The 23000-nt window shown below is 53.9% G+C and carries 22 protein-coding genes; 7 read left to right on the top strand and 15 right to left on the bottom strand.

The window, feature by feature from the left end; all coding sequences use genetic code 11:
- Positions 1-25: 25 nt before the first annotated feature.
- Genes AC6CHM_RS15020 through AC6CHM_RS15010 form a run of 3 tightly spaced genes read left to right on the top strand, consistent with a single transcriptional unit; the run spans position 26 to position 2852 of the window.
- A complete protein-coding gene (locus AC6CHM_RS15020; RefSeq protein ID WP_115054564.1) occupies positions 26-1093 on the top strand; it encodes an ABC transporter ATP-binding protein in 1068 nt (355 codons plus the stop codon).
- 5 nt (positions 1094-1098) lie between these two features.
- Positions 1099-2004, top strand: coding sequence for an ABC transporter permease (locus AC6CHM_RS15015; RefSeq protein ID WP_498173629.1), 906 nt, complete (start codon positions 1099-1101; stop codon positions 2002-2004).
- Positions 2005-2006: 2 nt separating this feature from the next.
- On the top strand, positions 2007-2852 hold the full coding sequence (locus tag AC6CHM_RS15010) for an ABC transporter permease (RefSeq protein ID WP_115054562.1): 846 nt from the start codon (positions 2007-2009) through the stop codon (positions 2850-2852).
- 56 nt (positions 2853-2908) lie between these two features.
- Here the strand turns inward: AC6CHM_RS15010 and AC6CHM_RS15005 are convergent, their stop codons facing one another.
- From AC6CHM_RS15005 to AC6CHM_RS14990, 4 genes are all read right to left on the bottom strand, one after another.
- On the bottom strand, positions 2909-3925 hold the full coding sequence (locus AC6CHM_RS15005; protein ID WP_498173628.1) for a Gfo/Idh/MocA family protein: 1017 nt from the start codon (positions 3923-3925) through the stop codon (positions 2909-2911).
- Positions 3922-4962: a Gfo/Idh/MocA family protein gene (locus AC6CHM_RS15000; protein WP_498173627.1), complete on the bottom strand. Its 1041-nt coding sequence runs from the start codon at positions 4960-4962 to the stop codon at positions 3922-3924. Before AC6CHM_RS15000 ends, AC6CHM_RS15005 begins: the two co-directional genes overlap by 4 nt.
- Before the next feature lie 12 nt (positions 4963-4974).
- Entirely contained in the window at positions 4975-6114 is a 1140-nt protein-coding gene (locus AC6CHM_RS14995) for an extracellular solute-binding protein (protein ID WP_498173682.1), read from the bottom strand.
- A gap of 176 nt (positions 6115-6290) precedes the next feature.
- A complete protein-coding gene (locus AC6CHM_RS14990; protein WP_498173626.1) occupies positions 6291-7817 on the bottom strand; it encodes a UxaA family hydrolase in 1527 nt (508 codons plus the stop codon).
- A 549-nt stretch (positions 7818-8366) separates the two neighbouring features.
- Here AC6CHM_RS14990 and AC6CHM_RS14985 point away from each other — a divergent pair.
- Positions 8367-9806, top strand: a complete 1440-nt coding sequence (locus AC6CHM_RS14985) for a calcium-binding protein (RefSeq protein ID WP_498173625.1) — start codon at positions 8367-8369, stop codon at positions 9804-9806.
- Positions 9807-9946: 140 nt separating this feature from the next.
- On the opposite strand, the gene AC6CHM_RS14980 is transcribed toward AC6CHM_RS14985, so the two are convergent.
- From AC6CHM_RS14980 to AC6CHM_RS14945, 8 genes are all read right to left on the bottom strand, one after another.
- A complete protein-coding gene (locus AC6CHM_RS14980) occupies positions 9947-11218 on the bottom strand; it encodes a polyhydroxyalkanoate depolymerase (RefSeq protein WP_336440299.1) in 1272 nt (423 codons plus the stop codon).
- A gap of 186 nt (positions 11219-11404) precedes the next feature.
- Positions 11405-11692, bottom strand: coding sequence for a DUF1330 domain-containing protein (locus tag AC6CHM_RS14975; protein ID WP_115054556.1), 288 nt, complete (start codon positions 11690-11692; stop codon positions 11405-11407).
- A 104-nt stretch (positions 11693-11796) separates the two neighbouring features.
- The gene (gene pyrF, locus AC6CHM_RS14970) at positions 11797-12507 is read right to left on the bottom strand and encodes an orotidine-5'-phosphate decarboxylase (RefSeq protein WP_115054555.1); all 711 of its coding nucleotides are present in this window, start codon (positions 12505-12507) and stop codon (positions 11797-11799) included.
- 62 nt (positions 12508-12569) lie between these two features.
- Complete coding sequence (pmtA, locus tag AC6CHM_RS14965) at positions 12570-13166, bottom strand: phospholipid N-methyltransferase PmtA (RefSeq protein ID WP_115054554.1); 597 nt, start codon at positions 13164-13166, stop codon at positions 12570-12572.
- Between the two features lie 83 nt (positions 13167-13249).
- The gene (gene dnaJ / locus AC6CHM_RS14960) at positions 13250-14380 is read right to left on the bottom strand and encodes a molecular chaperone DnaJ (protein WP_115054553.1); all 1131 of its coding nucleotides are present in this window, start codon (positions 14378-14380) and stop codon (positions 13250-13252) included.
- Between the two features lie 300 nt (positions 14381-14680).
- Positions 14681-16600 carry a molecular chaperone DnaK gene (gene dnaK / locus AC6CHM_RS14955; RefSeq protein ID WP_498173624.1) on the bottom strand — a complete coding sequence of 640 codons (1920 nt, stop codon included), beginning with the start codon at positions 16598-16600 and terminating at the stop codon, positions 14681-14683.
- 240 nt (positions 16601-16840) lie between these two features.
- Positions 16841-17827 (bottom strand): Gfo/Idh/MocA family protein, encoded by a 987-nt coding sequence (locus tag AC6CHM_RS14950; RefSeq protein ID WP_498173623.1) that lies wholly within the window; start codon positions 17825-17827, stop codon positions 16841-16843.
- 74 nt (positions 17828-17901) lie between these two features.
- A complete protein-coding gene (locus AC6CHM_RS14945) occupies positions 17902-18792 on the bottom strand; it encodes a LysR family transcriptional regulator (RefSeq protein ID WP_115054798.1) in 891 nt (296 codons plus the stop codon).
- A gap of 138 nt (positions 18793-18930) precedes the next feature.
- Between AC6CHM_RS14945 and AC6CHM_RS14940 the strand changes: the two genes are divergently transcribed.
- Complete coding sequence (locus tag AC6CHM_RS14940; protein WP_307281625.1) at positions 18931-19926, top strand: aldo/keto reductase; 996 nt, start codon at positions 18931-18933, stop codon at positions 19924-19926.
- A 38-nt stretch (positions 19927-19964) separates the two neighbouring features.
- On the opposite strand, the gene AC6CHM_RS14935 is transcribed toward AC6CHM_RS14940, so the two are convergent.
- From AC6CHM_RS14935 to AC6CHM_RS14925, 3 genes are all read right to left on the bottom strand, one after another.
- Entirely contained in the window at positions 19965-20168 is a 204-nt protein-coding gene (locus AC6CHM_RS14935; protein WP_307281622.1) for a hypothetical protein, read from the bottom strand.
- 97 nt (positions 20169-20265) lie between these two features.
- Positions 20266-20580: a hypothetical protein gene (locus AC6CHM_RS14930; RefSeq protein WP_115054548.1), complete on the bottom strand. Its 315-nt coding sequence runs from the start codon at positions 20578-20580 to the stop codon at positions 20266-20268.
- Positions 20581-20640: 60 nt separating this feature from the next.
- On the bottom strand, positions 20641-21426 hold the full coding sequence (locus tag AC6CHM_RS14925; RefSeq protein WP_498173622.1) for a helix-turn-helix domain-containing protein: 786 nt from the start codon (positions 21424-21426) through the stop codon (positions 20641-20643).
- A 121-nt stretch (positions 21427-21547) separates the two neighbouring features.
- Between AC6CHM_RS14925 and AC6CHM_RS14920 the strand changes: the two genes are divergently transcribed.
- A complete protein-coding gene (locus tag AC6CHM_RS14920; RefSeq protein ID WP_162802601.1) occupies positions 21548-21937 on the top strand; it encodes a hypothetical protein in 390 nt (129 codons plus the stop codon).
- A gap of 205 nt (positions 21938-22142) precedes the next feature.
- Positions 22143-22955, top strand: a complete 813-nt coding sequence (locus AC6CHM_RS14915) for an aspartyl/asparaginyl beta-hydroxylase domain-containing protein (RefSeq protein WP_307281610.1) — start codon at positions 22143-22145, stop codon at positions 22953-22955.
- Positions 22956-23000: the final 45 nt, after the last annotated feature.

The following is a 23000-nucleotide window of genomic DNA, read 5'->3' as shown; positions in this document are numbered from 1 at the left end:
ATGGCTTATAATTATGAGGTAATCGATGCTGCTTGCGTCATCCCCGTTCAAGGAAATCCGTCTCGATCGGATGAGCCGTGCCTTCGGTTCGCACAATGCGCTTAAAGATGTTTCTCTTTCGATCCGAAAAGGAGAATTCATCGCTTTGCTCGGCCCTTCCGGCTGTGGCAAATCCACGGCGCTGAACTGCATCGCCGGTCTTCTGTCCACTACGGGTGGAGGTATCTTCATTGACGACAAGCGCATTGACACGTTGAAGCCCGAAGATCGCGGCTTTGGTATGGTGTTTCAGAACTATGCGCTTTTTCCGCATATGACCGTCAGACAGAATATCGGCTTTGGATTAAAGATGCGCCGCGTGCCCAAGGCTGAGGCTGAAAAGCGCATCGAAGAAGCCTTGAATCTGGTGCGGTTGCAAGGACAGGGACATAAATTGCCAGGCCAGCTTTCCGGGGGCCAACAGCAGCGTGTCGCCATTGCCCGTGCCATTGTCATCGAACCGCCTTTGGTGCTGATGGACGAGCCGCTTTCAAATCTCGATGCGAAGCTGCGCCTTGAAATGCGCGCCGAAATCCGCCGTATTCACAACCAGCTTGGTGCGACAACCATCTATGTAACGCATGATCAGGATGAAGCTTTGTCGCTTGCTGATCGGGTTGTCGTGCTGCGGGATGGCGAAATCCGTCAGGTTGGCGTGCCGAGCGATCTCTATGAGCGTCCCGACCATTTGGATGTGGCTGAATTCATGGGATATCGCAATCGCCTGACCGGGAAAGTCATTGCGGTTGACGGAGATAAGACCAGCATTGCCGTTGGCGCTTCAACGCTATCCGGAATTGCCCGAGACACGTTGAAGGTTGGTGACACTGCAGTTGTGGCAGCTCGTGCCGATGATGTTGTCGCGGGGACGAAATCCGGAACGACTGTCGAAGCTGTCGTCGAAACCATCGAATATCGCGGTCGTGAATTCGTTGGGACCGCTCGCACTGCTGAAGGGCTTGAGCTTGTATTTCATGCACCTCAGACGGCTGCACTGGGCAGCGCTATCTGGCTTTCAGTCGATCCGGCGCGTGCGCTGGCTTTTGCGGCGTGACAGCCATGACCAGTGTGACCTCAACGCCTTCGGTCAACCATTTATCTTTGCGCCAGCGGCTCGCCCTGCGCGGGATTGACGGTGTGACATTGCTTGTCTTGCCAGCGGTTATTTTCCTGCTGGCGGTTTTTATCTACCCGTTCATTTACGGTCTTATCCTCTCCTTTGAACCCAAAGAGGGAGGCATGTTTGCCAATTATCAAAAATTCTTCTCCGACCCGTTTCTCTATGACACGATCCTGACGACGCTTTGGCTTGCGGTGCCGGTTACCCTGATAAGCATTGCCATAGCCCTGCCGGTAGCCTTCCGTGTTCGTCTGATGACCCACCAGCGTTTGTTGACGACGATACTGGTTTTGCCAGTTACGCTTGGCACGGTGCTGGTAGCAGAAGGATTGTTGAACTACCTTGGTCCGCAAGGCTGGTTCAGCCGTACATTGATGATGATCGGCGTGATCGACAGTCCGGTAAAGCTCACCAATAATTATTGGGGCGTTTTCGCATCGCTGATCATTACCGGCTTTCCATTCACCTTCCTGCTGACCCTGTCCTATGTTTCAGGCATCGACCCGGCATTGGAGCAGGCTGCCGCCACGCATGGCGCAAAAAGTTGGCAGCGTTTTCGTTATGTGATGTGGCCTTTGCTTGTGCCCGGACTCACCATTGCGTTCTGTCTGTCCTTTGTGCAGGCCTTCGCAGTCTTTCCTTCAGCCGTTCTGCTTGGCGCGCCGGCAGGACCCACCCGCGTCATTTCCATTGCGGCCTATCAGGCAGCTTTCGAGCAGTATGACTATTCAATGGCATCGGCCATCGCCATGATCATGGCAGCCGTCCAGTTACTGATTGTGGTGTCACTGCTCTCTATTCGTAACTTGTTCTATCGCGGCTCGACCGCTGGCGGAAAGGGCTGACGATGATCCGCGATACGACCATTGGAGCAAAGCTCTGGATCACTGCCGTATGGGTGGTGGTCGCCTTCTTCATCATCAATCTTCTGGCGATGATCGCAACAGTCATCATATCGTCTTTCGGTACGCGTTGGCTTGGCACTTGGCTACCGGCCGGATGGACGACAAAATGGTATTTCACCGCATGGTCGGAATTCCAGCTTAGCGACGTGCTGATCGTTACATTCCAGATTGTCTTCACGGTGGTGGCGCTTTCGGGCCTGCTCGGCGTTACGGCTGCCTATGCTTTGGCGCGCCGCAACTTTCCCGGCAAGAAACTGATCATGCTCCTGTTTCTTTTGCCGCTGCTCGTGCCGCCGATTACCTTTGGTATTCCACTGGCCACGGTGCTCTATCAAGCGGGCGTAGGCGGCACTTTCTGGGGTGTGGTTCTTGCCAATCTGGTGCCGACAGTGCCTTTCGTTATTCTGGTGATGATCCCCTTCATAGAGCAGATCGATCCGAAGGTTGAAGCTGCCGCCCGGGTGTTTGGAGCCGGCACATTCCAATTGTTCCGATATGTGCTGCTGCCAATGCTCCTGCCCGGCATACTTGCAGCGCTGCTATTGGTACTGGTGCGCACGGTGGCCATGTTCGAGCTGACCTTCCTGACCGCCGGACCAACCAGCCAGACGCTTGTGGTCGCCCTTTACTACTCTGTATTTGCATCCGGCGTTCGTGCTGTGCAGTCCATCGACGCGATGGCGGTTGTCTATATGGTCACCACGCTGGTCTGGTTGCTTATCGCACTGCGTTTCGTCAACCCGACACAGATCGTGGCACGGGCAAAGACACAACAGACAACGGCCTGATCTGCGCATGCAAAACCCGCCGGAATGATTCCGGCGGGTTTTCATTTCAAAGCTGCTCAAACTGGCTGGAAATTGGACGGATCCGCCCGGATGATATCCGCGATAAATTTTTGGGTCGCCAGAGCTTCTTCCCCTGTCACTATTGGGTCCCGTTTTTCGGCGACTGCGGCCAGAAAATCCGCAATGAGCGCCCGATGCGCATCATGGGGGAAATCCATGATATTCGCCCCACTGCCGGACTTGCCTTCCGCCTCGATGATTTCCTCGTGTCCATCCAACCAGGAAAGCTTCAAGGCGCCGACCGCAAGATGAGCCGAACCAAGCGATCCGGTGATTTCCAGGGTTTCCGGAAAACCCGGAAAGGCGGCTGTCGTGGCCAAAAGAGATGCAGGCGCGCCATTGGCCAGGGTCATTAAGGCTGTCACATGATCTTCCGATTCCATGCGATGCAGAGCGGTCGTTCGTACCTGCGAGGCCACAATAGTGCTGATGGGAAGAAGCGAACGGAACAAATCCAATGCGTGGATTGCCTGCGATAGCAGCACGCCTCCCCCATCGCGAGCGAAGGTTCCCCTTCCACCTTCATCATAATAACTCTGCGGACGCCACCAGGGTACGCGTAGCGACGTTGCCTGCACATCACCCAGACTCTTGTCTTCCAGCGCTTGGCGTAGCCTGAGGCTGGCGGGCCTGAACCTGTGCTGCAATACAACACCGAATGTCAGCCCGCTGGCACGGCCGCGTGAAACAATTTGCTCCGCACGTTGCAACGTAATGTCCAACGGCTTTTCCAGAAGCACATGTTTGCCAGCGGCAAAACTCTTCTCGGCGATTTCAAGGTGGGCATTGGCCGGTGTCAACACCAGCACAATGTCCACAGCAGGGTCTGCGATGGCAGCATCAACATCGTTGGTCACCGGAAAAGGAAAACTCTTCGAAAACTCTTCCGTCCGCTCCTTTGTCCTGCTGACCGCCCATATCACATCCACCTTGCCCTGAAGGTCGACAAGGCTTTTCGCATGGGGCAGCGCCGCGGGCCCAAGGCCGATGACTGCAAGGCCGGGCTTTTTCATTGCTTGTTCTCCTGCGGTCGAAACGCGGGGCGGTGCGCGAGGATGGTCGCGCGTTTTTGTGCGTCAAGCGCCAGCCTGCTCACGGTAAAGACGTGGCTTTGCTTCATCGTGGTTTCACTGCGCTCGCGCACATCCGTCAGAAAGGTCCTGAAGTAAGTGATCGGTTCCCGGCTGGCATCCATATGTTTTGTGCCCTTGCTGTTCACGAGGAACACGTGGTCCGTCCCGTCGCGACCGGCAATATCGACATATTTACGCAGCTCGATCGTGCCTTCCGTGCCAAGAATGATCAGCCTGCCGTCGCCCCAGGTGGGAAGTCCATCGGCGGTGAACCAATCCACGCGAACATAGCCGGTTGCCTGATCGCTGCGCAGTAACACTTCGCCAAAATCCTGAAACGCCGGAATATCGTCGGCACCAAAATGGCCAATTGCGCTGGATATGATCTCCGCAGTGTCAGACCCTGTATAGGTCAGAAACTGATCGATCTGGTGCGAAGCAATATCGACCAGAATGCCACCGTAAAATGCAGGATCGAAGAACCAGTCAGGCCGAATGGGACGGTTCAGCCTATGGGGTCCAAGACCGATAGTCTGGATTACACGCCCGATGGAACCCTCATCAATCAGCTTCTGCGCCACTCCGGTTGCTGGAACAACGAAACGCTCCGAAAAGCAGATGGAGAATATGCGTCCCGTTTCCGCTACGACCTTTTCGATCTCTGCAAGCTGTGCGTAATCGGTGATCCCCGGCTTGTCCGACATCACGTCCTTGCCAGCCTTCATGGCTGCAATGGCAATTGCTGCGCGCTCACTTGGCACTGCCGCTGTAACGATTATATCAATCGATGGATCATCGATAAAAACCCGGCCATCGGGTACGGATTTGAGGTCGGGAAAACGCTCGGCAATGCCTTCAAGAATTTTCCCGTCTGATGTTTGCGAAAGGAAACCGGCGCACTCAGCGCCGGCTTCAATCAGACCATTGATCATATGGTAGATATGACGATGATCAATGCCAATGACGGCAAACCGCATGACTTTTACCTGCTACTTGTTCATCTTATTGGCACCGACTTCACGGTCCCATTTTTCAAAAGCTGCAACAAGCAATTGCGGCTTCAAGGGAGCCTCCACCGGATATTTCGCGATCAAATCTTCATAGATTGGGCGCCCAAACTCGGCGATGACATCCTGGCTTTCCTGCGGCGCCATATTGAGCGGAACGTCCTTTACTGCCGGACCGGGATAGAAATAGCCCTTGTCATAGGTATAGGCCTGCTGCGCCGGTTCGAGCATGTAGGACATGAGCTTGAGCAGCACGGCAACCTTGTCATCACCAACCCCGCGCGGAATACACATGAACTGGGTGTCCGGAACCCAATGGGTGCCATCAAGCGCAAAGGTTTCTGCTTCCTTGGGTACCACGCCAAGGACGCGCGGATTAATGTCCCAACCGAAGGTGGACACGATCATATCACGCGTGCCTTCAGCAAACTCCTTCATGGTCGCGGTGGTGCCGGGTGGGTAATAATCAATGCCCTGATCGAGTTCTTTCAAATATGCCCATGTCTTTTCCCAGCCATTGATGGGACATCCAGGTCCCGAATTAACCGGGCGCGCGTAACAAAAACGGCCAGGATTCGCCTTGACCCAAGCGAGCAATTCTTCCGCATTCTTCGGCACTGTTTTGACGCGATCCGGCGCATATTCAAACAATGGTCCGGAGGGTGAATAGACAACAGCTACACCCTCGTTCTGGCCGAAATTCTTCTGCATCATGAGTGCCTTCTCATGATAGATTTCATCTGCTTTCGGCAAGAGGTCCGGGTATTTCGTCCAGACATCGATCCAAAGACCTTGTGTAATGCCATCCGACATAGCGCCGGGGCCTGTCAGCACCAGATCAATATCGACCCGATTGGCAGTCTGCTGCGCCTTGAGCTTGGCCGGAAGCTCCGGTGAAGGAGCGCGCGAGAAAATCACTTTCGATATAAGTGCTGGATTTTCCTTGGCAAACTTCTCGATTGCCGCCTGTGTCAGCTGCAGATTTCCAGCTACATCGATGATGTTCAGCGCGACAGGTGATGATGGCAGAGGTAGTGATTGCGCAAAAGAAAAGCGCGGCAATGCAGTTATTCCGGCAATGCCAGCCAATCCCCCGATTGCTTGTCTGCGATTAATTCGGATCATTATTTTCCTCCCAGAAATGACCGATTATTCTTATTTCTCCCAAAACAAGAATAATCATATTAGTATATTAATCGGAAGAAAAGCAACCCGGCCTCAATATTCGCCTAAGTCGGGAATTCCATAAAAAAGGGAGCCCCGGCTCCCTTGATTTAACTCATATCTTTGGAGAGACCTTACATTGTGGCCCCGATTTGCCATGGCACGAATTCCGCATCGCCATAGCCCAGAGCCTCGGATTTGCTGCGCTCACCTGAAGCGATCTTCAGGATATGCTCGAATATTTCGCGTCCCTTGTCTTCGATGGAGACACCGTCGAGGACGTCACCGCAATTGATATCCATATCCTCGATCATCTGCGTATACATCGGGGTATTGGTAGCGAGCTTAATGGACGGTGTGGGCTTGCAGCCATAGGCAGAACCACGGCCCGTGGTGAAGGCAAGAATATTGGCACCGCCTGCCACCTGGCCCGTCGCGGAAACCGGATCGTAGCCGGGCGTATCCATGAAAACCAGACCGCGCGCCGTAACAGGTTCCGCATAGCCATAGACCGCTTCGAGCGGCGTTGTGCCAGACTTTGCCACCGCGCCAAGCGACTTCTCAAGGATGGTGGTCAATCCGCCCGCCTTATTGCCGGGTGAAGGATTATTGTTCATTTCCATGCGGTTACGCGCCGTGTAGTCTTCCCACCAAGCGATGACCGATTGCAGGCGTTCGACCGCTTCAGGGTTTGAAGCGCGCTCAATCAACAGGTGTTCTGCACCATAAATCTCCGGCGTTTCGGAAAGAATGGCGGTGCCACCCTGCTGCACCAGAAGATCGACGGCCGCGCCCAGCGCCGGATTGGCGGTGATGCCGGAATAACCGTCCGAGCCGCCGCATTGCAAGGCGAGCATGAGTTCCGATGCGGGAATGGTTTCACGCTTCACATTTGCCGCTGTCGGCAGCATGTCACGCACGGCAGCGACACCCGCTTCCATGGTCTTACGCGTGCCGCCTACCTCCTGAATTGTCAGGCTGCGGAATGTGTCGCTTTCGACAATATTATAGGCTTCTTTCCAGCGTCCGATCTGGAATCCCTCGCATCCAAGGCCGACCATGAGCACTGCGGCAATATTGGGATTGGTTGCATAGCCCCACTGGGTACGCTTCAAAACCTCGTAACCCTCACCCTTCACATCAAGCGCGCATCCACCGCCATGAACCAGCGGAATTATGCCGTCAACCATCGGATATTCGTCAAGAATACCGGACTTCTGCACTGCCTCAGCGATGAACCGGGCAACCGAAGCGGAGCAGTTCACGGAGGTCAAAACGCCGATATAATTGCGCGTTCCGGCACGCCCATTGGCGCGGCGAAACCCTTCAAAAACAGCACGTTGGCCGATTGGCAGTACGCCATGCACGGAGGTCGCGTGAGCCGTATCAGGTTCGCGCGCGAAATCGCTGTAATCGAGATTATGTTCATGCACCCATTGGCCTGGCTCGATCTGCTTGGAAGCAGAACCAATGATCTGGCCAAATTTGCGAACCGACTCACCCTTGGCAATCAACCGCGAAGCGAGTTTGTGGCCGCGCGGCACGCGATCCGTTACGGTAACATTTTCAATGCGTTGCCCGACCTGAAACGTGTCGACAGCAACGACGACATTGTCGCTGGCATGCAGGCGCAAATGCCGCGGTGCGGTGAGGGTGTCCATGTAACTCTCCAATTGGTCAATTAATATATTAGTCGCGTCGCGCTGGCTTGCAATGTGTCAAGATGAAACAGCGGAAACATTCCGGGTTAAAAGGCTGAGCTCACGGTGAATTATCAACCGATCACAACTAAAACACACGCTGCGATAGAGAATATTCGGCAAAATTTGCCAGGTTTTGGGGAAAAATCGGCAAGCATTGCGAAGTTTCCAACCGATATGGTCAAATCACGCAGGAGACAAAGCTTTCTTTTCAATTTTCCAGGAAGCAAAATTCACAGAGCCCCCATGAATTTCGGCGGCCATGGCCAAACTTTTTTTCGGAGGCAATTGGCGGCATAGGGCGCCGTACCCTTCGTTACTCAAACCTGCGTTCGTTGAAAGATAAGCGAAATTCCAAATATATTTTAATTCAACTTTTGAAATATATTGAAGCTATATTTCAAACATACTTTGTCATAAAAATTTGGGTTGGAATAGAACCAAATTTGTAGTTCATATTCAAAATATATCCAAGCTTATCTGAGTTAAACTCTCCAATCGAGGACTGCCATGGCGCTCAATCAATCCCTGCTCGACCTTTTGAATATTCATCCGGAAAATGGTCTCGACGAGGTCATTATCGGCAATAGTGGCGACGACACAATTTTCGGTGGCAGCGGCAACGAATATATCGAAGGTGGAAGCGGAACCGATTTGCTGTTCGGCAATGAGGGTATCGACACGCTGGGTTATGCCGGTTCGAAAGAAGGAGTCATGGTACGTCTGGGCGGACTTGACGGTTCGGGCACGCTTGGCGGTTGGCATGGCGATGCGGAAGGTGACCGGCTTGCCGTCGGTTTCGAAAACGTTGTGGGTTCCGGTTTCAACGATGTCATTTCCGGCGATGCCGGAGATAATGTTCTGGCTGGCCTCGACGGGGATGACGGCCTTGGCGGCGGCGCCGGCAATGACACATTGGTCGGCGGTGCCGGCAATGACTGGCTGGACGGCGGAACAGGCGACGACAAGCTGCTCGGCGGCGAAGGCGAAGATTACGCCTATGGCGGCGCTGGCAATGATGTTCTCGACGGCGGCAATGGCGATGACCGGCTTAGTGGCGACGAAGGCGACGACCAATTGCTCGGCGGTGCCGGTAATGATTGGCTCGACGGCGGTACGGGAAATGACTATCTCAATGGCGGTCTGGGCGATGATCATATTCGCGGCGATGCTGGCGACGATACACTGATCGGCGGCGCTGGCGATGACGTTCTGAATGGCGGTGACGGCGACGACCGCATCAGTGGCGGCACCGGCAATGACGCGATTGACGGCGGCGAAGGAACCAATTGGATTGATGCCGGGGCTGGTGATGACGAGATCCACACCAGCGGTGCTGCAAACTGGGTCAATGCTGGCGATGGCGATGACAAGGTATTTGGTGGCTCCGGCGATGACAGGATCAGCGGCGATGGCGGCGATGATCAGCTCAATGGTGGAGCCGGCACGGATTGGATTGATGGCGGCGATGGCAATGACACGCTGTTAGGCGGCGAAGGCGATGATTTCCTTCGTGGCGGCTCGGGCGACGATGTCCTGAATGGCAGTGCGGGCGATGACCGCTTGAACGGCGGCGAAGGCAACGACATTCTTAATGGTGGCGACGGCAATAATTGGCTGAGCGGTGGGTCTGGAGCAGACACGTTTATCTTCGAGACGTTCGGGCGGACTGCCCACATTACCGACTTCAGCGCAACTGACGGTGACAAGATCGATCTGAGCCGTCTCGATGCGGATACAAATACCGCTGGCAACCAGCCTTACCATTTCATTGGCGAAAGCGACTTCTCCGGTGCGGCAGGCGAATTGCGGATCGTGGTGCCGGAACAGGCAAGCGATACGCAATATCTGCATATCGAGGCTGATAGTGACGGCGACGGAATTGCCGACCTTATCATTGAGCTCAATAATACGGACCATGACTGGTCGGCAAACGACTTCAATCTGTAATGGAAATGAGAAAGGGCCGCTGATCAAGCGGCCCTTATCTTATGGACTATTTGGATTGATGCGGCTAATTTTGCCAGAGCGCCCGGGCGCTTTGTAAGTCGGCAAACTAATCTCTAACCCGCCCGACGTTTCCGCTCGTATCAAGCGCGTCGCGAGATGGGTGTTACATTTGATTGACGTTTTGCCTGTGCGTGGTCATTGACGAATTTGACGATCCGCGGCGCGATTTCAGCGCGGAATCTCGACCCATTGAAAACGCCGTAGTGGCCAACCTTGGGCTGTAGATAATGTAGCCGCATGTCTTCAGGGATATTGACGCATAGCGTTTGCGCGGCCTTTGTCTGACCCACACCCGAAATATCGTCGTTCTCTCCCTCAACAGTCAGAAGCGCCACATTGCGAATCGCAGATGGGTCAACCGGCAGGCCGCGATGCGTCATCTCCCCTTTTGGTAAAGCCTGGCGCACAAAAACCGTATCCACAGTCTGCAAATAAAACTCGGCTGTCAGATCCATAACCGCAAGATATTCATCGTAGAACTCCCGGTGCTTGTCTGCGGAATCGCCATCTTCCTTGACTAGATGCACAAAAAATTCCTTGTGGGCAGTAATATGCCGGTCGAGATTCATGCTCATGAACCCGGAAAGCTGTAAAAACCCTGGATATACATCGCGCATGAAACCGGCATGCGGCCATGGAACAGACATGATTACATTTTCGCGGAACCAGTCGATGCCCTTTTCTTCGGCAAGCTTGTTCACCGCTGTCGGATTCTTGCGGGTATCAATTGGCCCGCCCATCAGCGTCATGCTCGACGGGGCAAACCGATCGCCATTGGCTTCCATGACTGCCACGGCAGCAAGCACGGGCACAGAGGGCTGGCAGACCGCGACAACGTGGGTATCCTCGCCCAATGCATGAAGTATTTCGATGACATAATCGATATAGTCGTCAAGATCGAAAGAACCATCGCTCAAAGGAACAGTGCGCGCGTCGACCCAATCGGTAATGTAAACCTCGGCATCCGGCAGCAAGGCCTCGACTGTGCCGCGCAGCAAAGTCGCATAGTGCCCGGACATGGGAGCCACAATCAAGATCTTGGGATCGGCAGCCCGTTTTGCCGATAATGAGCGCTTGAAATGAACCACGTTGCAGAAAGGCTTTGACCAGACCGTTTTCTCGCGAATCTCCGTTTCAACGCCATCAACGACAGTCGTCGGAAGGTTGAACTTTGGTTTTGCATAGGCTCTCGTGGCGCGCTCAAACAGCTCGCAGCCAGCAGTAATCGAACGCCCTAAAACCGTTTGCGACAATGGATTCAACGGGTTGTCGTAAAACAACTTGGTAGCGTCAGCCAGAGCGCGATAGGGTTGAAGCGCCGCATGGTTGAGTTCATAAAGCTGGTAAAACATTCCACTGTCCGATCCATCAGCACAACTGCAACCTAAAGACCATCTCACTCACAGGTGAAAAAGTTCTTGATTGATCAGTGAGCCTATCCGGTTTTGGTAATATTGCAATGCAACAAACAGCTAAGGCTGGATAAAAATGCCTTAGCCCGGTATGGCCAGAAACTATTGAAATTATTAGCTAAAGTGTCAAGCGCCCTCGACAATCAGCATTTCAGCGTCAGCCACGCTTTGCCGAATTGCTTTAGCCGCCTGATATTCCGGCGAATTGTAACAATCCAATGCTGCTTGGACCGACGGAAACTCGATCACGACATTGCGGCCACGGGCTTGCCCTTCCAATGTGTGAAATGGACCGCCCCGTGCCAGGAAATTGGCGCCAAACTTTTCAAAGGCCGGTTTTGCCGTCGAGACGTAATCCTTGTACCGTTCAGCATCCCGAACGTCGACACGTGCTATCCAATATCCCTTGGCCATAGTTCCCTCTACCTTCTGCAATTGGTTACTCTTACAGCTTGAGACTGTGCTCTCATTTCCAGCCATTAGCTCGATTTGAGAATCACATCCCATCCTAATCGAGCTTATGCTGGCGCAAATCCGTTTGCCATTTCGCTCAATATCGATTCAGCCGCTGAACGCCGATCTTGCGCGGCAATAATTGGACGCCCGACCACAAGATGTGTCGCCCCGCCACGAAGCGCATCCGCAGGTGTCATTACCCGTTTTTGGTCTCCAACATCCGCACCTGCCGGGCGTATACCCGGTGTCACAATATTGAGTTTCGGCCCGACAATCTCGCGTACGCCCGATGCTTCGGCAGCAGAGCACACAATGCCGCCCATGCCGGCATCGGCGGCCTGTTTTGCGCGCTTTAGAACAAGAGCTTCGGGACTGTCGGCGTAACCGGCCTCAATGAGGTCTTGCCCATCCATCGAAGTCAGAACAGTGACACCGAGCAAGCACAGATCCGATCCGTGCGCTGCTTCGACCGCTGCCCTCATGGCCTTCGGATAAGCATGCAAGGTGAGCATCGACACGCCCATTTTAACAATATTCTCGACGCCCTTGGCGACAGTATTGTCGATATCGAGAAGCTTCATATCCAGAAAGACTTTTTTGCCCGACCGGACCAGGTCAGATGCAAAATCCAATCCCCCGGCAAATACCAGCTGATAGCCGATTTTATAGAAGGTCACCATATCGCCAAGTTCGCCGACAACCTCATTGGCCACTTCAACCGTAGGCACATCAAGGCCCACGATCAGGCGCTCGCGCAAAGCCGCATTCGTCATGACAAATCACCTTTTCTGTTGATCGTATTCCAATCGCACAGAAACGGCCAACAGGAAAGAACCTAATCGGCGCGCCGATACACCCAAAGCCGGGCTGGCGGCACATTGCGGATAATGAAGTCGAGATGTTCGACCTTGTAATTACCGCGACCAGCAGGAACAGGCGACATGGGGCCATAGGTGATCTGAACGACCGGGCGGCCATGGGGGATACGGCGCAACAGATCTTCGATGATTTTAACGCGGTCGCCGACGGGGAAGTTCAACAAGGGCACCGCCGAAATGACCGAATCAAACTTCTGGTCACGCTTGTCGCCAAGGGTCGTATCCAGATCGAAAGCATCGCCTTCGATAATGTTTACGCCTGGAAAATCTTCTCGCAAATGTTCAGCAAAATCCGCTGAATATTCAACGCAGTAAAGGTCGGATGGCTCTACACCGCGCTTCAAAATGGCTTTGGTAATAACGCCCGTGCCCGGCCCCAACTCCAGCACAGGAAGGCCGGAATGCGGATTGATGACACTTGCCATGCGGCGAGCCGTGACAGAACTTGTCGGCAAAATTGACCCGACAGCCTTCGGCCCGTGCATCCAACCCTTGAAGAAGCGAATTTCCTCGCCGAATTTTTCGGCAAACTTCTTGCCCAGTGGTCGTGACATGCCATTCCTCCGTCGCAGCAAGAACAATTTATGACGCAACCGACGATAGATGCAAGGCTGCAACTTGCGAAAAACTCAATAAACTACTCGCTCAACCCCTCAAAGAAATCCTTCATGCGGGAAAAGAAGCCTGTCGATTGCGGGCTATTGTCCTGCGAAGAAACGCGTTCGAATTCTTCCAGCAATTCGCGCTGCTTCTTGTTGAGGTTTTGCGGGGTTTCAATTGCGATCTGAATATAGAGATCGCCCATGGCGGGTTGCCGTAGAACCGGCATGCCTTTGCCTTTCAGGCGGAACTGCTTGGCGTTTTGCGTACCATCTGGAATCTTGACGCGCGTCTGGGTGCCGTCCAGTGTCGCCACCTCGAACTGTCCGCCAAGCGCGGCTGTAGTCATCGAGATCGGGACTTTGCAATAAAGATCGGCACCATCGCGCTGGAAGAATTCATGTGGCTTCAGCGAGAGGAAAATATAAAGATCGCCTGAGGGGCCGCCGCGAAGTCCTGCCTCGCCCTCACCCGTGAGGCGAATGCGTGTTCCATCTTCAATGCCGGCTGGAATATTGACCGAGAGAGAACGCTCTTCGGTGATACGTCCCTGGCCGCTGCATTTCGGGCAAGGGTCCTTGATGATCTGGCCGCGGCCATGACAGGTCGGGCAGGTGCGTTCAATGGAAAAGAAACCCTGAGCTGCACGCACGCGGCCGGAACCGCTACAGGTGCCGCATGTGACCGGTTGCGTGCCGGGCTTGGCACCACTGCCGGAGCATTCGTCGCAAGTAATCGATGTCGGGACATGGATTTGCGCCGTCTTGCCTGCATAGGCTTCTTCAAGCGTGATTTCCATATTGTAGCGCAGGTCCGCACCGCGCTCGCGGCCACCGGAACGGCGCTGGCGTCCGCCGCCCATCATCTCGCCAAAAATGTCTTCAAATATGTCGGCAAAGCCACCGCTACCTCCGCCACCGAAACCACCGCCGCCCATGCCGCCATTTTCAAAGGCAGCGTGACCGAAGCGATCATAGGCCGCGCGCTTTTGCGGATCTTTCAGCGTTTCATAGGCTTCGCCGATTTCCTTGAACTTGTGCTCGGCATTGGCATCGCCCGGATTCTTGTCAGGGTGGAATTGCATTGCCAGTTTACGGAAAGCGCTCTTCAGCTCTTTCTCATCAGCGCCTTTGCCTACGCCGAGGGTTTCGTAATAGTCAGCCTTCATCCAAATACTCGTTCCATGGGATCGCCAGAACTTCCGCAGAAGCTCGTTTAAGAGCGGTATTTAGGTGCTCGCGACCGTAAATGCCATAGTTAACTTACATTGATTCTAATCAAATGGCGCATATTTGCTGTTTAAAGCGTTTATGTGGCAACAATCTGCACCAAGCCTGCCAATCAATAACGCGGCAAATCGAACGACCAAAATTTTCTTGAACTTCGAAGGCCGTCCAAGCTTGTCCACTGAGCAAACAAAAAGCCCGGCTCAATGGCCGGGCTTTTCGTTAAACGCAGGGCGTTAGGATCAGGCAGACTTCTTCTTGCCGTCTTCGTCGATCTCTTCGAAATCGGCATCGACAACATCATCATCTGCCTTTGCAGCTGCATCGGCTTCAGCACCTTCGCCAGCTTCCGCAGCCTGTGAGGCTTCATACATGGCCTGACCAAGTTTCATCGAAACTTCGGCAAGAACTTGCGTCTTGGCCTTGATGTCTTCAGCGTCATCGCCTTCGACAGCGGTCTTCAGCTCGGCAAGGGCGGTCTCAATGGAGCCCTTGTCTTCAGCCGAAACCTTATCGCCATAATCCTTCAGCGACTTTTCAGTCGAGTGGATCAGAGCTTCAGCCTGGTTCTTCGACTCAACGGCCTCGCGGCGCTTCTTGTCGCTCTCGGCATTGGCCTCGGCGTCCTTGACCATCTTCTCGATATCGGCGTCGGAAAGACCGCCCGATGCCTGAATACGGATCTGATGTTCCTTGCCAGTGCCCTTGTCCTTGGCCGAAACGTTGACAATACCGTTCGCATCAATGTCGAAACCGACTTCGATCTGCGGAATGCCGCGTGGTGCTGGCGGAATACCAACGAGATCGAACTGGCCAAGCGACTTGTTGTCAGCAGCCATTTCACGCTCGCCCTGGAAGACGCGGATCGTCACGGCGGACTGATTGTCTTCAGCCGTGGAGAAAGTCTGCGACTTCTTGGTAGGGATCGTGGTGTTGCGTTCGATCAGACGTGTGAACACGCCGCCAAGTGTTTCGATGCCGAGTGACAATGGCGTTACGTCGAGCAAAAGAACGTCCTTGACGTCGCCCTGCAGAACGCCAGCCTGAATGGCAGCACCCATGGCCACAACTTCGTCCGGATTCACACCCTTGTGTGGTTCCTTGCCGAAGAAGGCTTTAACGATTTCCTGGATCTTCGGCATGCGGGTCATACCGCCGACGAGGACCACTTCATCGATTTCGCCAGCCTTGAGGCCTGCATCCTTGAGCGCGGCCTTGCATGGCTCAACCGTGCGCTGGACCAGATCGTCAACGAGGCTTTCGAACTTCGAGCGCGACAGCTTCATGGTCAAGTGCTTTGGACCCGAAGCATCTGCCGTAATGAATGGCAGGTTGATTTCAGTCTGCTGCGACGAGGAAAGCTCGATCTTGGCCTTTTCGGCAGCTTCCTTGAGGCGCTGCAAAGCAAGCTTGTCGTTCTTCAGGTCGATGCCCTGTTCCTTCTTGAACTCTGCTGCAAAATACTCGACCAGACGCATGTCGAAATCTTCACCGCCAAGGAATGTATCGCCATTGGTGGACTTAACTTCGAAGACACCATCGCCGATTTCCAGAACGGACACGTCGAATGTACCACCGCCAAGATCGTAGACGGCAATGGTCTTGCCTTCCTTCTTGTCGAGGCCATAGGCCAGAGCAGCAGCAGTCGGTTCGTTGATGATACGCAGAACTTCAAGACCGGCAATCTTACCGGCATCCTTGGTTGCCTGACGCTGGGCATCGTTAAAGTAAGCCGGAACGGTGATAACGGCCTTTTCAACCTTTTCGCCCAGATAGGCTTCAGCTGTTTCTTTCATCTTCTGCAGGATCATTGCGGAGATCTGCGAAGGCGAATACTTCTTCTTGTGCACTTCTACCCAAGCGTCGCCATTATCGCCTTTGACGATTTCATAAGGAACAAGCTTCTTGTCCTTGGCAACAGTCGGGTCTTCGTAGCGGCGGCCGATAAGGCGCTTGACCGCAAAAACGGTTCCTTCCGGATTGGTTACAGCCTGACGCTTGGCCGGCTGGCCAGCAAGGCGCTCATCACTATCCGTAAAAGCGATGATCGAAGGCGTTGTACGTGCACCTTCTGCATTTTCGATGACCTTCGCGCTCTTGCCGTCCATGACGGAAACGCAGGAATTGGTCGTACCCAGATCAATACCGATAACTTTAGCCATTACTCTTCTCCATTCAGCAGGCTGCCGGGACCTCTGCCGAGCATTCCATACGGGCAGCCCCTAGGGTTTAACAAAATCAGGGCTGCCGGGGCGGGCAGTTCCTTACAGTGTTGAGGGCTATATAAGAAGGGGTAAATTGCCATGCAAGTAAGAAGCAGTGCAATTTACACCCTTAATAGCCCAAAAAGACACATAAAATGGGGTTTTCAGCCCGTTTTATGCGGTTACTTATAAAAGTCGTCAGACGGTTTCCCACTTGCCGCTCTTGTCGGAGCGATAAACGGCATCAATGAGCTTTTGATTCCGTGCCGAATCTTCCAGCGAAAACACACCGGCCTTCTCGCCTTGGGCCTCGCGGGCAAATGCCTCGACCTGCAACCTGTAGTGGTTGACGCCACCAAAGTTGAATTCCTGCGCACCGTCATGTGCCGCGTTATGCAGCCAAACCTTTGCGTGGTCGTACTTGCCTGTGTTGAACGGCGCCAGGACCTCGATATAGCCCTTGTCGCCATGAAAAACGATGGACTGGCGCGACGCAAGCTGGGTCCCGACATAAAAACCCAGTTCAAAACCATCAAAATCAGCACGGACGCTGGCATAGCGGTCCGTGCCGAAATCCGGGTCGCGCTCGACTGTGGCGCTAACCCGAAGCGGCTCCTTGCCGGTGACGAAACGCGTGACAACAGTCGGATAGACACCAATATCGGGCAAGGCACCGCCACCCAGCGATAGCTGATTGCGCATATTGCCCGCATCCTTGTTGAAATAGGTGAACGCTGCCTGAACCTGACGCAAGGTTCCGATGGCTCCACCCTGCACCAACTCACGAACTTTCAGCCATTGCGGATGATAGGTGACCATGAAGGCTTCTGAAATCAAGACGTCATGCGTATCGCGGGCATGCTGCAAGGCGGCGATCTGATCGGCATGCAGCGAAATCGGCTTTTCGCACAGGACATGCTTTCCAGCTTCGGCTGCCTTCAACGACCATTCGACATGCTGCGAGGTCGGCAAGGGAATATAGACGCCGTCAATATCCTTGGAGGCGAGCATTTCCTCGTAGGAGCCGAATGCATGGGGAGCGCCAAAACGATCCGCCACCGCGCGTGCTTTCGACAAGTCACGGCTGGCAACGGCCGATAGAACCGAATTTTCCGCATCGCAAATGGCGGGAATAACCACGGTGACGCCAATTTTGGCAGTAGACAGAATACCCCAGCGAAACATGCAAACTCCTTCTATGACCGGCCCGATAGGCGGTCAGCACCCTATTGTATTTCGGTTACGGAAGGAAAGACCGCTCAACCGGTATATTTGAAGAAATCGATAAATGCGCGCAGTGCCGGACGCATTTGCCTGCGGCTGGGGTAATAAAGATAGACGCCGGGAAATGGCGTGCACCAATCCTCCAAAACGCGTTGCAGCCGCCCGTCGGCAATTGCTTTGGGCACCATATGTTCCAAAAGAAACGCAATGCCCACGCCACCAAGCACTGCTTCAAGAACCAACGTATCATCACCCAGAATAAGCGGGCCATCGACATCAAGGACGATTTCTTCCACGCCTTTTTCAAACTCCCAGCGATAGACTTGGCCGCTGGAAAACCGGCGGCGGATACAGCGATGATTGAGCAAGTCTCTCGGGTGTAACGGCACCGGATTGCGTTTGAAATAGTCCGGCGTAGCAACGACACTTCCAGAAATCGTATCGCTCATGCGCACAGCGATCATGTCCGATTCCAGGCTCTCTCCAAGCCGCATGCCCGCATCCATGCCAGCGGCAACGATATCATTGAATTGTTCCTCTACCCGCAATTCCAGCGTGATTCCGGGATAGGTCTGGCTAAAATCCGCGAGTCTTGGACCCAGCAGCCAATGCGCGGCGAAGGGCGGTACGCTGAGCCGCAGATTGCCTGCCACACGATTATTGGCTTCTTTAACTGCACCCAGCGCCAGGTCGATCTCACCAAGGGCAGGCTTCAAGCGCTTCAGCAGCATCGCCCCTTCATCCGTCAGGGCGACGCTGCGCGTGGTGCGGGTCAATAATCGAACCCCCAGCGATTGCTCCAGCGCGGCTATGGCATGACTGACCGCCGAAGGCGCAATGCGAAGCTCCTTGGCGGCACCGCGAAAACCACCGCAGGCGGCGACAGTGGTGAAAATGGCGAGTTGGGGCAAATGAGAACGATCCATTGATCTATAATATAGAACAAGCTGTGAAATTTTAAGCGAATTATCGAACAGCAATTTACGACCTATGTTTGCTTCACCACACCAGGCAATTTCAGCGAAGCGGTTTTCCGTCAGGAATTGCGTAAAAGGAGATAAGTGATGGAACAGCGTAAACTTGGAACCAATCTTAACGTATCAGCGGTCGGTCTCGGCTGCATGGGCATGACATTTGCCTATGGCGGACAGGACGAAGCGGATGCGATCCGCACCCTTCACCGCGCTATCGATATCGGCGTTACATTCTTCGATACTGCCGAGGTATATGGTCCGTTCGACAATGAAATTCTGCTTGGCAAGGCTTTCAAGGGCCGCCGCGACGAGGTTGTGATCGCCACCAAATTCGGATTCAAGATTGCCGATGAGGGTGAAGGCGCCGCCCGCATGATAGGCGTCGATAGCCGACCGGAACATTTGAAGGCTGTTGCCGAGTCCTCGCTCGGACGACTAGGTATCGAACAGATTGACCTGTTCTACCAACATCGGGTAGATCCCAATGTTCCTATTGAGGAAACAGTCGGAGCCATGGCCGAACTGGTCCAGCAGGGTAAGGTGAAGGCGCTGGGCCTATCGGAAGCAAGCGCCGCCACGATCCGCCGCGCCCACAAGGTGCATCCCATTGCTGCGGTCCAAAGCGAATATTCCCTATGGAGCCGCGAGCCGGAAGACGAAGTATTTGCAGTTTGCCGTGAGCTCGGAATCGGCTTTGTGCCTTACAGCCCGCTTGGCCGTGGCCTCCTGACCGGGACGATAAACAAGCCTGACGAACTTGGCGCTGACGATTGGCGCAAGACATTGCCGCGTTTTCAAACGGAAAACATGAACGCCAATGCCGCACTGATCGCAACATTGAAGGGGCTGGCTGCCGATAAGGGCGTGACAGCAGCGCAATTGGCGCTTGCCTGGGTGCTCCATCAGGGCGACTTCATCGTGCCTATTCCCGGTGCCCGCAAGATCAAGCACCTGGAGGAAAACACTGCCGCCGCCGACATCAAGCTGACAGAAGCTGAGCTGATCCGCATCGGCGGTGCTTTAACGCCGGATCAGGTAGCCGGGAGTCGCTACACGGAAGCTGCATTGGCCTTGGTGAACGGCTAAACGACAAATGCGGGGCGCTGGGCAATCAGCGCCCCTGCTTATTTTTGAATCTCTGTCGGATCAAGCGGAATACTGTTGCCGTCCGGATCGACAAGCGCCTTTTTTATGGCGTTGAGAAACATTTCGGGATCGTCAATGACAACCCTGACGCTCCTGTGTTTCTTGAACGGATTCAGACCAGAGAACTTTAATGTCGCTGTCCTTTCGTCATACCGAATTTCCTGCAATTCGCGGATACGCATGTCGCCAAGATCCTTGCTCTAGCATTTGCAGCTAAGCTTTTCCGAACCTTGTGTCACAATCAAGTCCGGCAATAGGTAGCGCGATTTGAAGACCTGTCTATACCGCGAGAAACACACCGGAAATGGTTGTGAGCATCAATGCGCCACCAGCCACTCCGGCGGTCTGCTTCCTGTTTAAAACCACATGGGACGCTGCAAATTCAACAGCGACAAGAAACACGATAATTGCCAACACCGGGTTTGAGGCAAGGCTGGGATAAATGACCGACATGATGATGTAGAACAGCTCAATGGCAGACAGGCCGAACACGCCGATCAAACCACCTTGCCAAAATTGGGCCCCCGTCTGGATTGCGCCAATCATACTTCCAAGCACCGTGGTAACGGCCAGCACGAATAGCAAAACATGCATCAACTCACTCCTGGTTTCAGGCGTGTATCTGCACCGGCAAGCTGACAATGCGCTGAACGATCAGCGGCCCGTACTATCGGCAATGGCGCGCGTTGCGTCATCGGCAGGAAAATACTGCTCGATGAAAATTCCCTCCGTCAAAACCTCTTGCGCTGAACCGAATGACGTAAGCGTCGTGATCCAATTTGTCTCCGTATCGCCAAGCCGTAATCGGGCTGTGATAATTGGCGGTGGATTTCTCTCGCCTTCATCGTTGCGTAATAAAGCGGAAATCTCCGTATCATTTTCATAGACCGCCAGGCGCTGCGCCAAACCGCTTTTCGGCCCATAAAGACGGGCTTCATTCCGCGCTCTTTTCAGGAAGAGCAGGGCAACTTCCGGCCAGTTGGTCATTGCCTGCCGTACAGGACCCGGCTCAAGCACGAGCGCCAGAATGTTTATTCCCGGCGCGACCGATATGCCGAGCGCACCCGCCAAACCAGCAAACCCCGCATTGGCAGCAAGAATATCGTGGTCGGCATCAAAAGCGACGGCGGGCCATGGTTCATGTTTTGTCAGTATCAGATGCAGCGTGTCGCGGACCAGAACAGGCAATCCTGCCAGTCCGTCCCGCTCCGCCGAGAAATAACGCGGCGCGAAACCGGCAGCACTGAAGAGCTCGTTCTGTATTCTGTAAGGCAGGTCAAGCGCTTCGCAAATGCGGATGATCATGCCTTCCGAGGGCCGGGAACGTCCGGTTTCAAGAAATGACAAGTGCCGGGAGGAAATGCCCGCCTCAAGGGCAAGGTCCATCTGGCTCAGGTGCCTGTGCGAGCGCCATTGCTTCAGATGATCGCCGAACTCCATGCCATTCTCCTTTTGGCAAACCTGACTTAGGCCCGCTGGGATATCCATTACCTCCAAGGTAATTGTTTTGCTTACGTCAAATTGACATGCTTGCCTCATCAACGCAACAAAGGAGAGCGACATGATACAGATCAATCTGAAAGATGGCATGATGACCAATGCCGTTTTGACCGGCGTAACCGGACTTGGACTTGCCGTATTTTCCGAGCTTGCCACGCAATATCTCATGCCCGGCGCACCGAGCTGGCTGGTCCTGGGACTTGGCATTGCGCTTCTGCTTTTCGCCGCTGACGTTGGCATGATAGCTCAGTGGAAAACCCGGTCGCGACCTCTCGTCGGCTTTGTCTTTATAGCGGACTTGCTATGGGTCATCTGCGTCCCGGCGATCCTGGTGCTGATGCCCTCTGCCTTTACGTCGCTGGGTGTGGTCGCAACTGTTGCCGTTACTGCCGTGGTTGCTGTCTTTGCCCTGATCGAATGGAACGGATTGAAGCATTTGCAAGCGGCCTGAATTGCCTAAGGCAGATGAGCAAACCAGCCGCTCGTCTGCCTTAGTCTTGCCAGAAACCGGCCGCACTCATATTCACCGCCGCTGTTCTGTTTCGCTTTGGAGTCAGCGCGCAATATACAAAAATTTATTGTCCTGTTTGTCCCCAACACACGCCAGCCACCCCTGTATATTCATCGATGGTCGGGCCTTCAAAAGCTGGAATATCATGGAAAAATCCACCAGAAAGTCACTTCGGCGCTGGATTGCCGGAATCGTAATTCTCACCTTTCTCGCCTTCTTCATTCCTTATCTCGAATTTTTCTATCTCGCCTGCGGTCTCTATGATCTGGCCCGCAACAAAAACCTGAAACTCCAGGTCGTCGAACAATATTTCTTTGGCAATGGACTGTTCACCTGGCTGCTATCGCCCTTGAACATCCTGCTTGATATTCTTTCTTTGCCCTACAGGAACAAGGGCGTTTACAAATTGCAGGATCTGCCGCCGGCCTATCAGGCGGAAGTGAAGCGCCTGATCACCGCGACACAGAAGGAAAACATTATAGGACAATTGCAGCAGCGGGCAGAACAGCAAGGCCGCAGCATGTTCTTCTTCAAATGGTATGGCAAAGACCAGCCAAGCTTTGCCAATGTCCCTTCATTTTATGAGCACTATGACTTCGTGAAGACGATTGGCGTTTCTGTGTTCAACAAGAAGAACTCGACTTCAAAGCATTTCGGCCCGATCCGGGCAACAATCCGCGTGCTTTACAATATCAACGATATGAATGACCGGACTGCCTATATCTGGTGCGGCGATACCACCAGCTACTGGAAGGATGACAAGCTGTTTATTTTTGATGACACGCTGATGCATCAATCCGTCAACCAGACCGATCAGACGCGCTATTGCCTATTTGTCGATATATTGCGCCCGTCATACATGCCGGGTTTTTTTGCCGCGATCGTCACATTCATGGGTGTGATCCTGAAAGGCAGCAACTCGATATTCTACAAGAACTGGAAGGTGATCCAGAAATAGTATCAGCAGGGTAAGAGAGGGGAGTGATTTGCCCCCTCTCTCACA

This window comes from Phyllobacterium sp. GQ127, from assembly GCF_059758635.1.
This window is presented reverse-complemented; position numbering and strand designations above follow the sequence as displayed.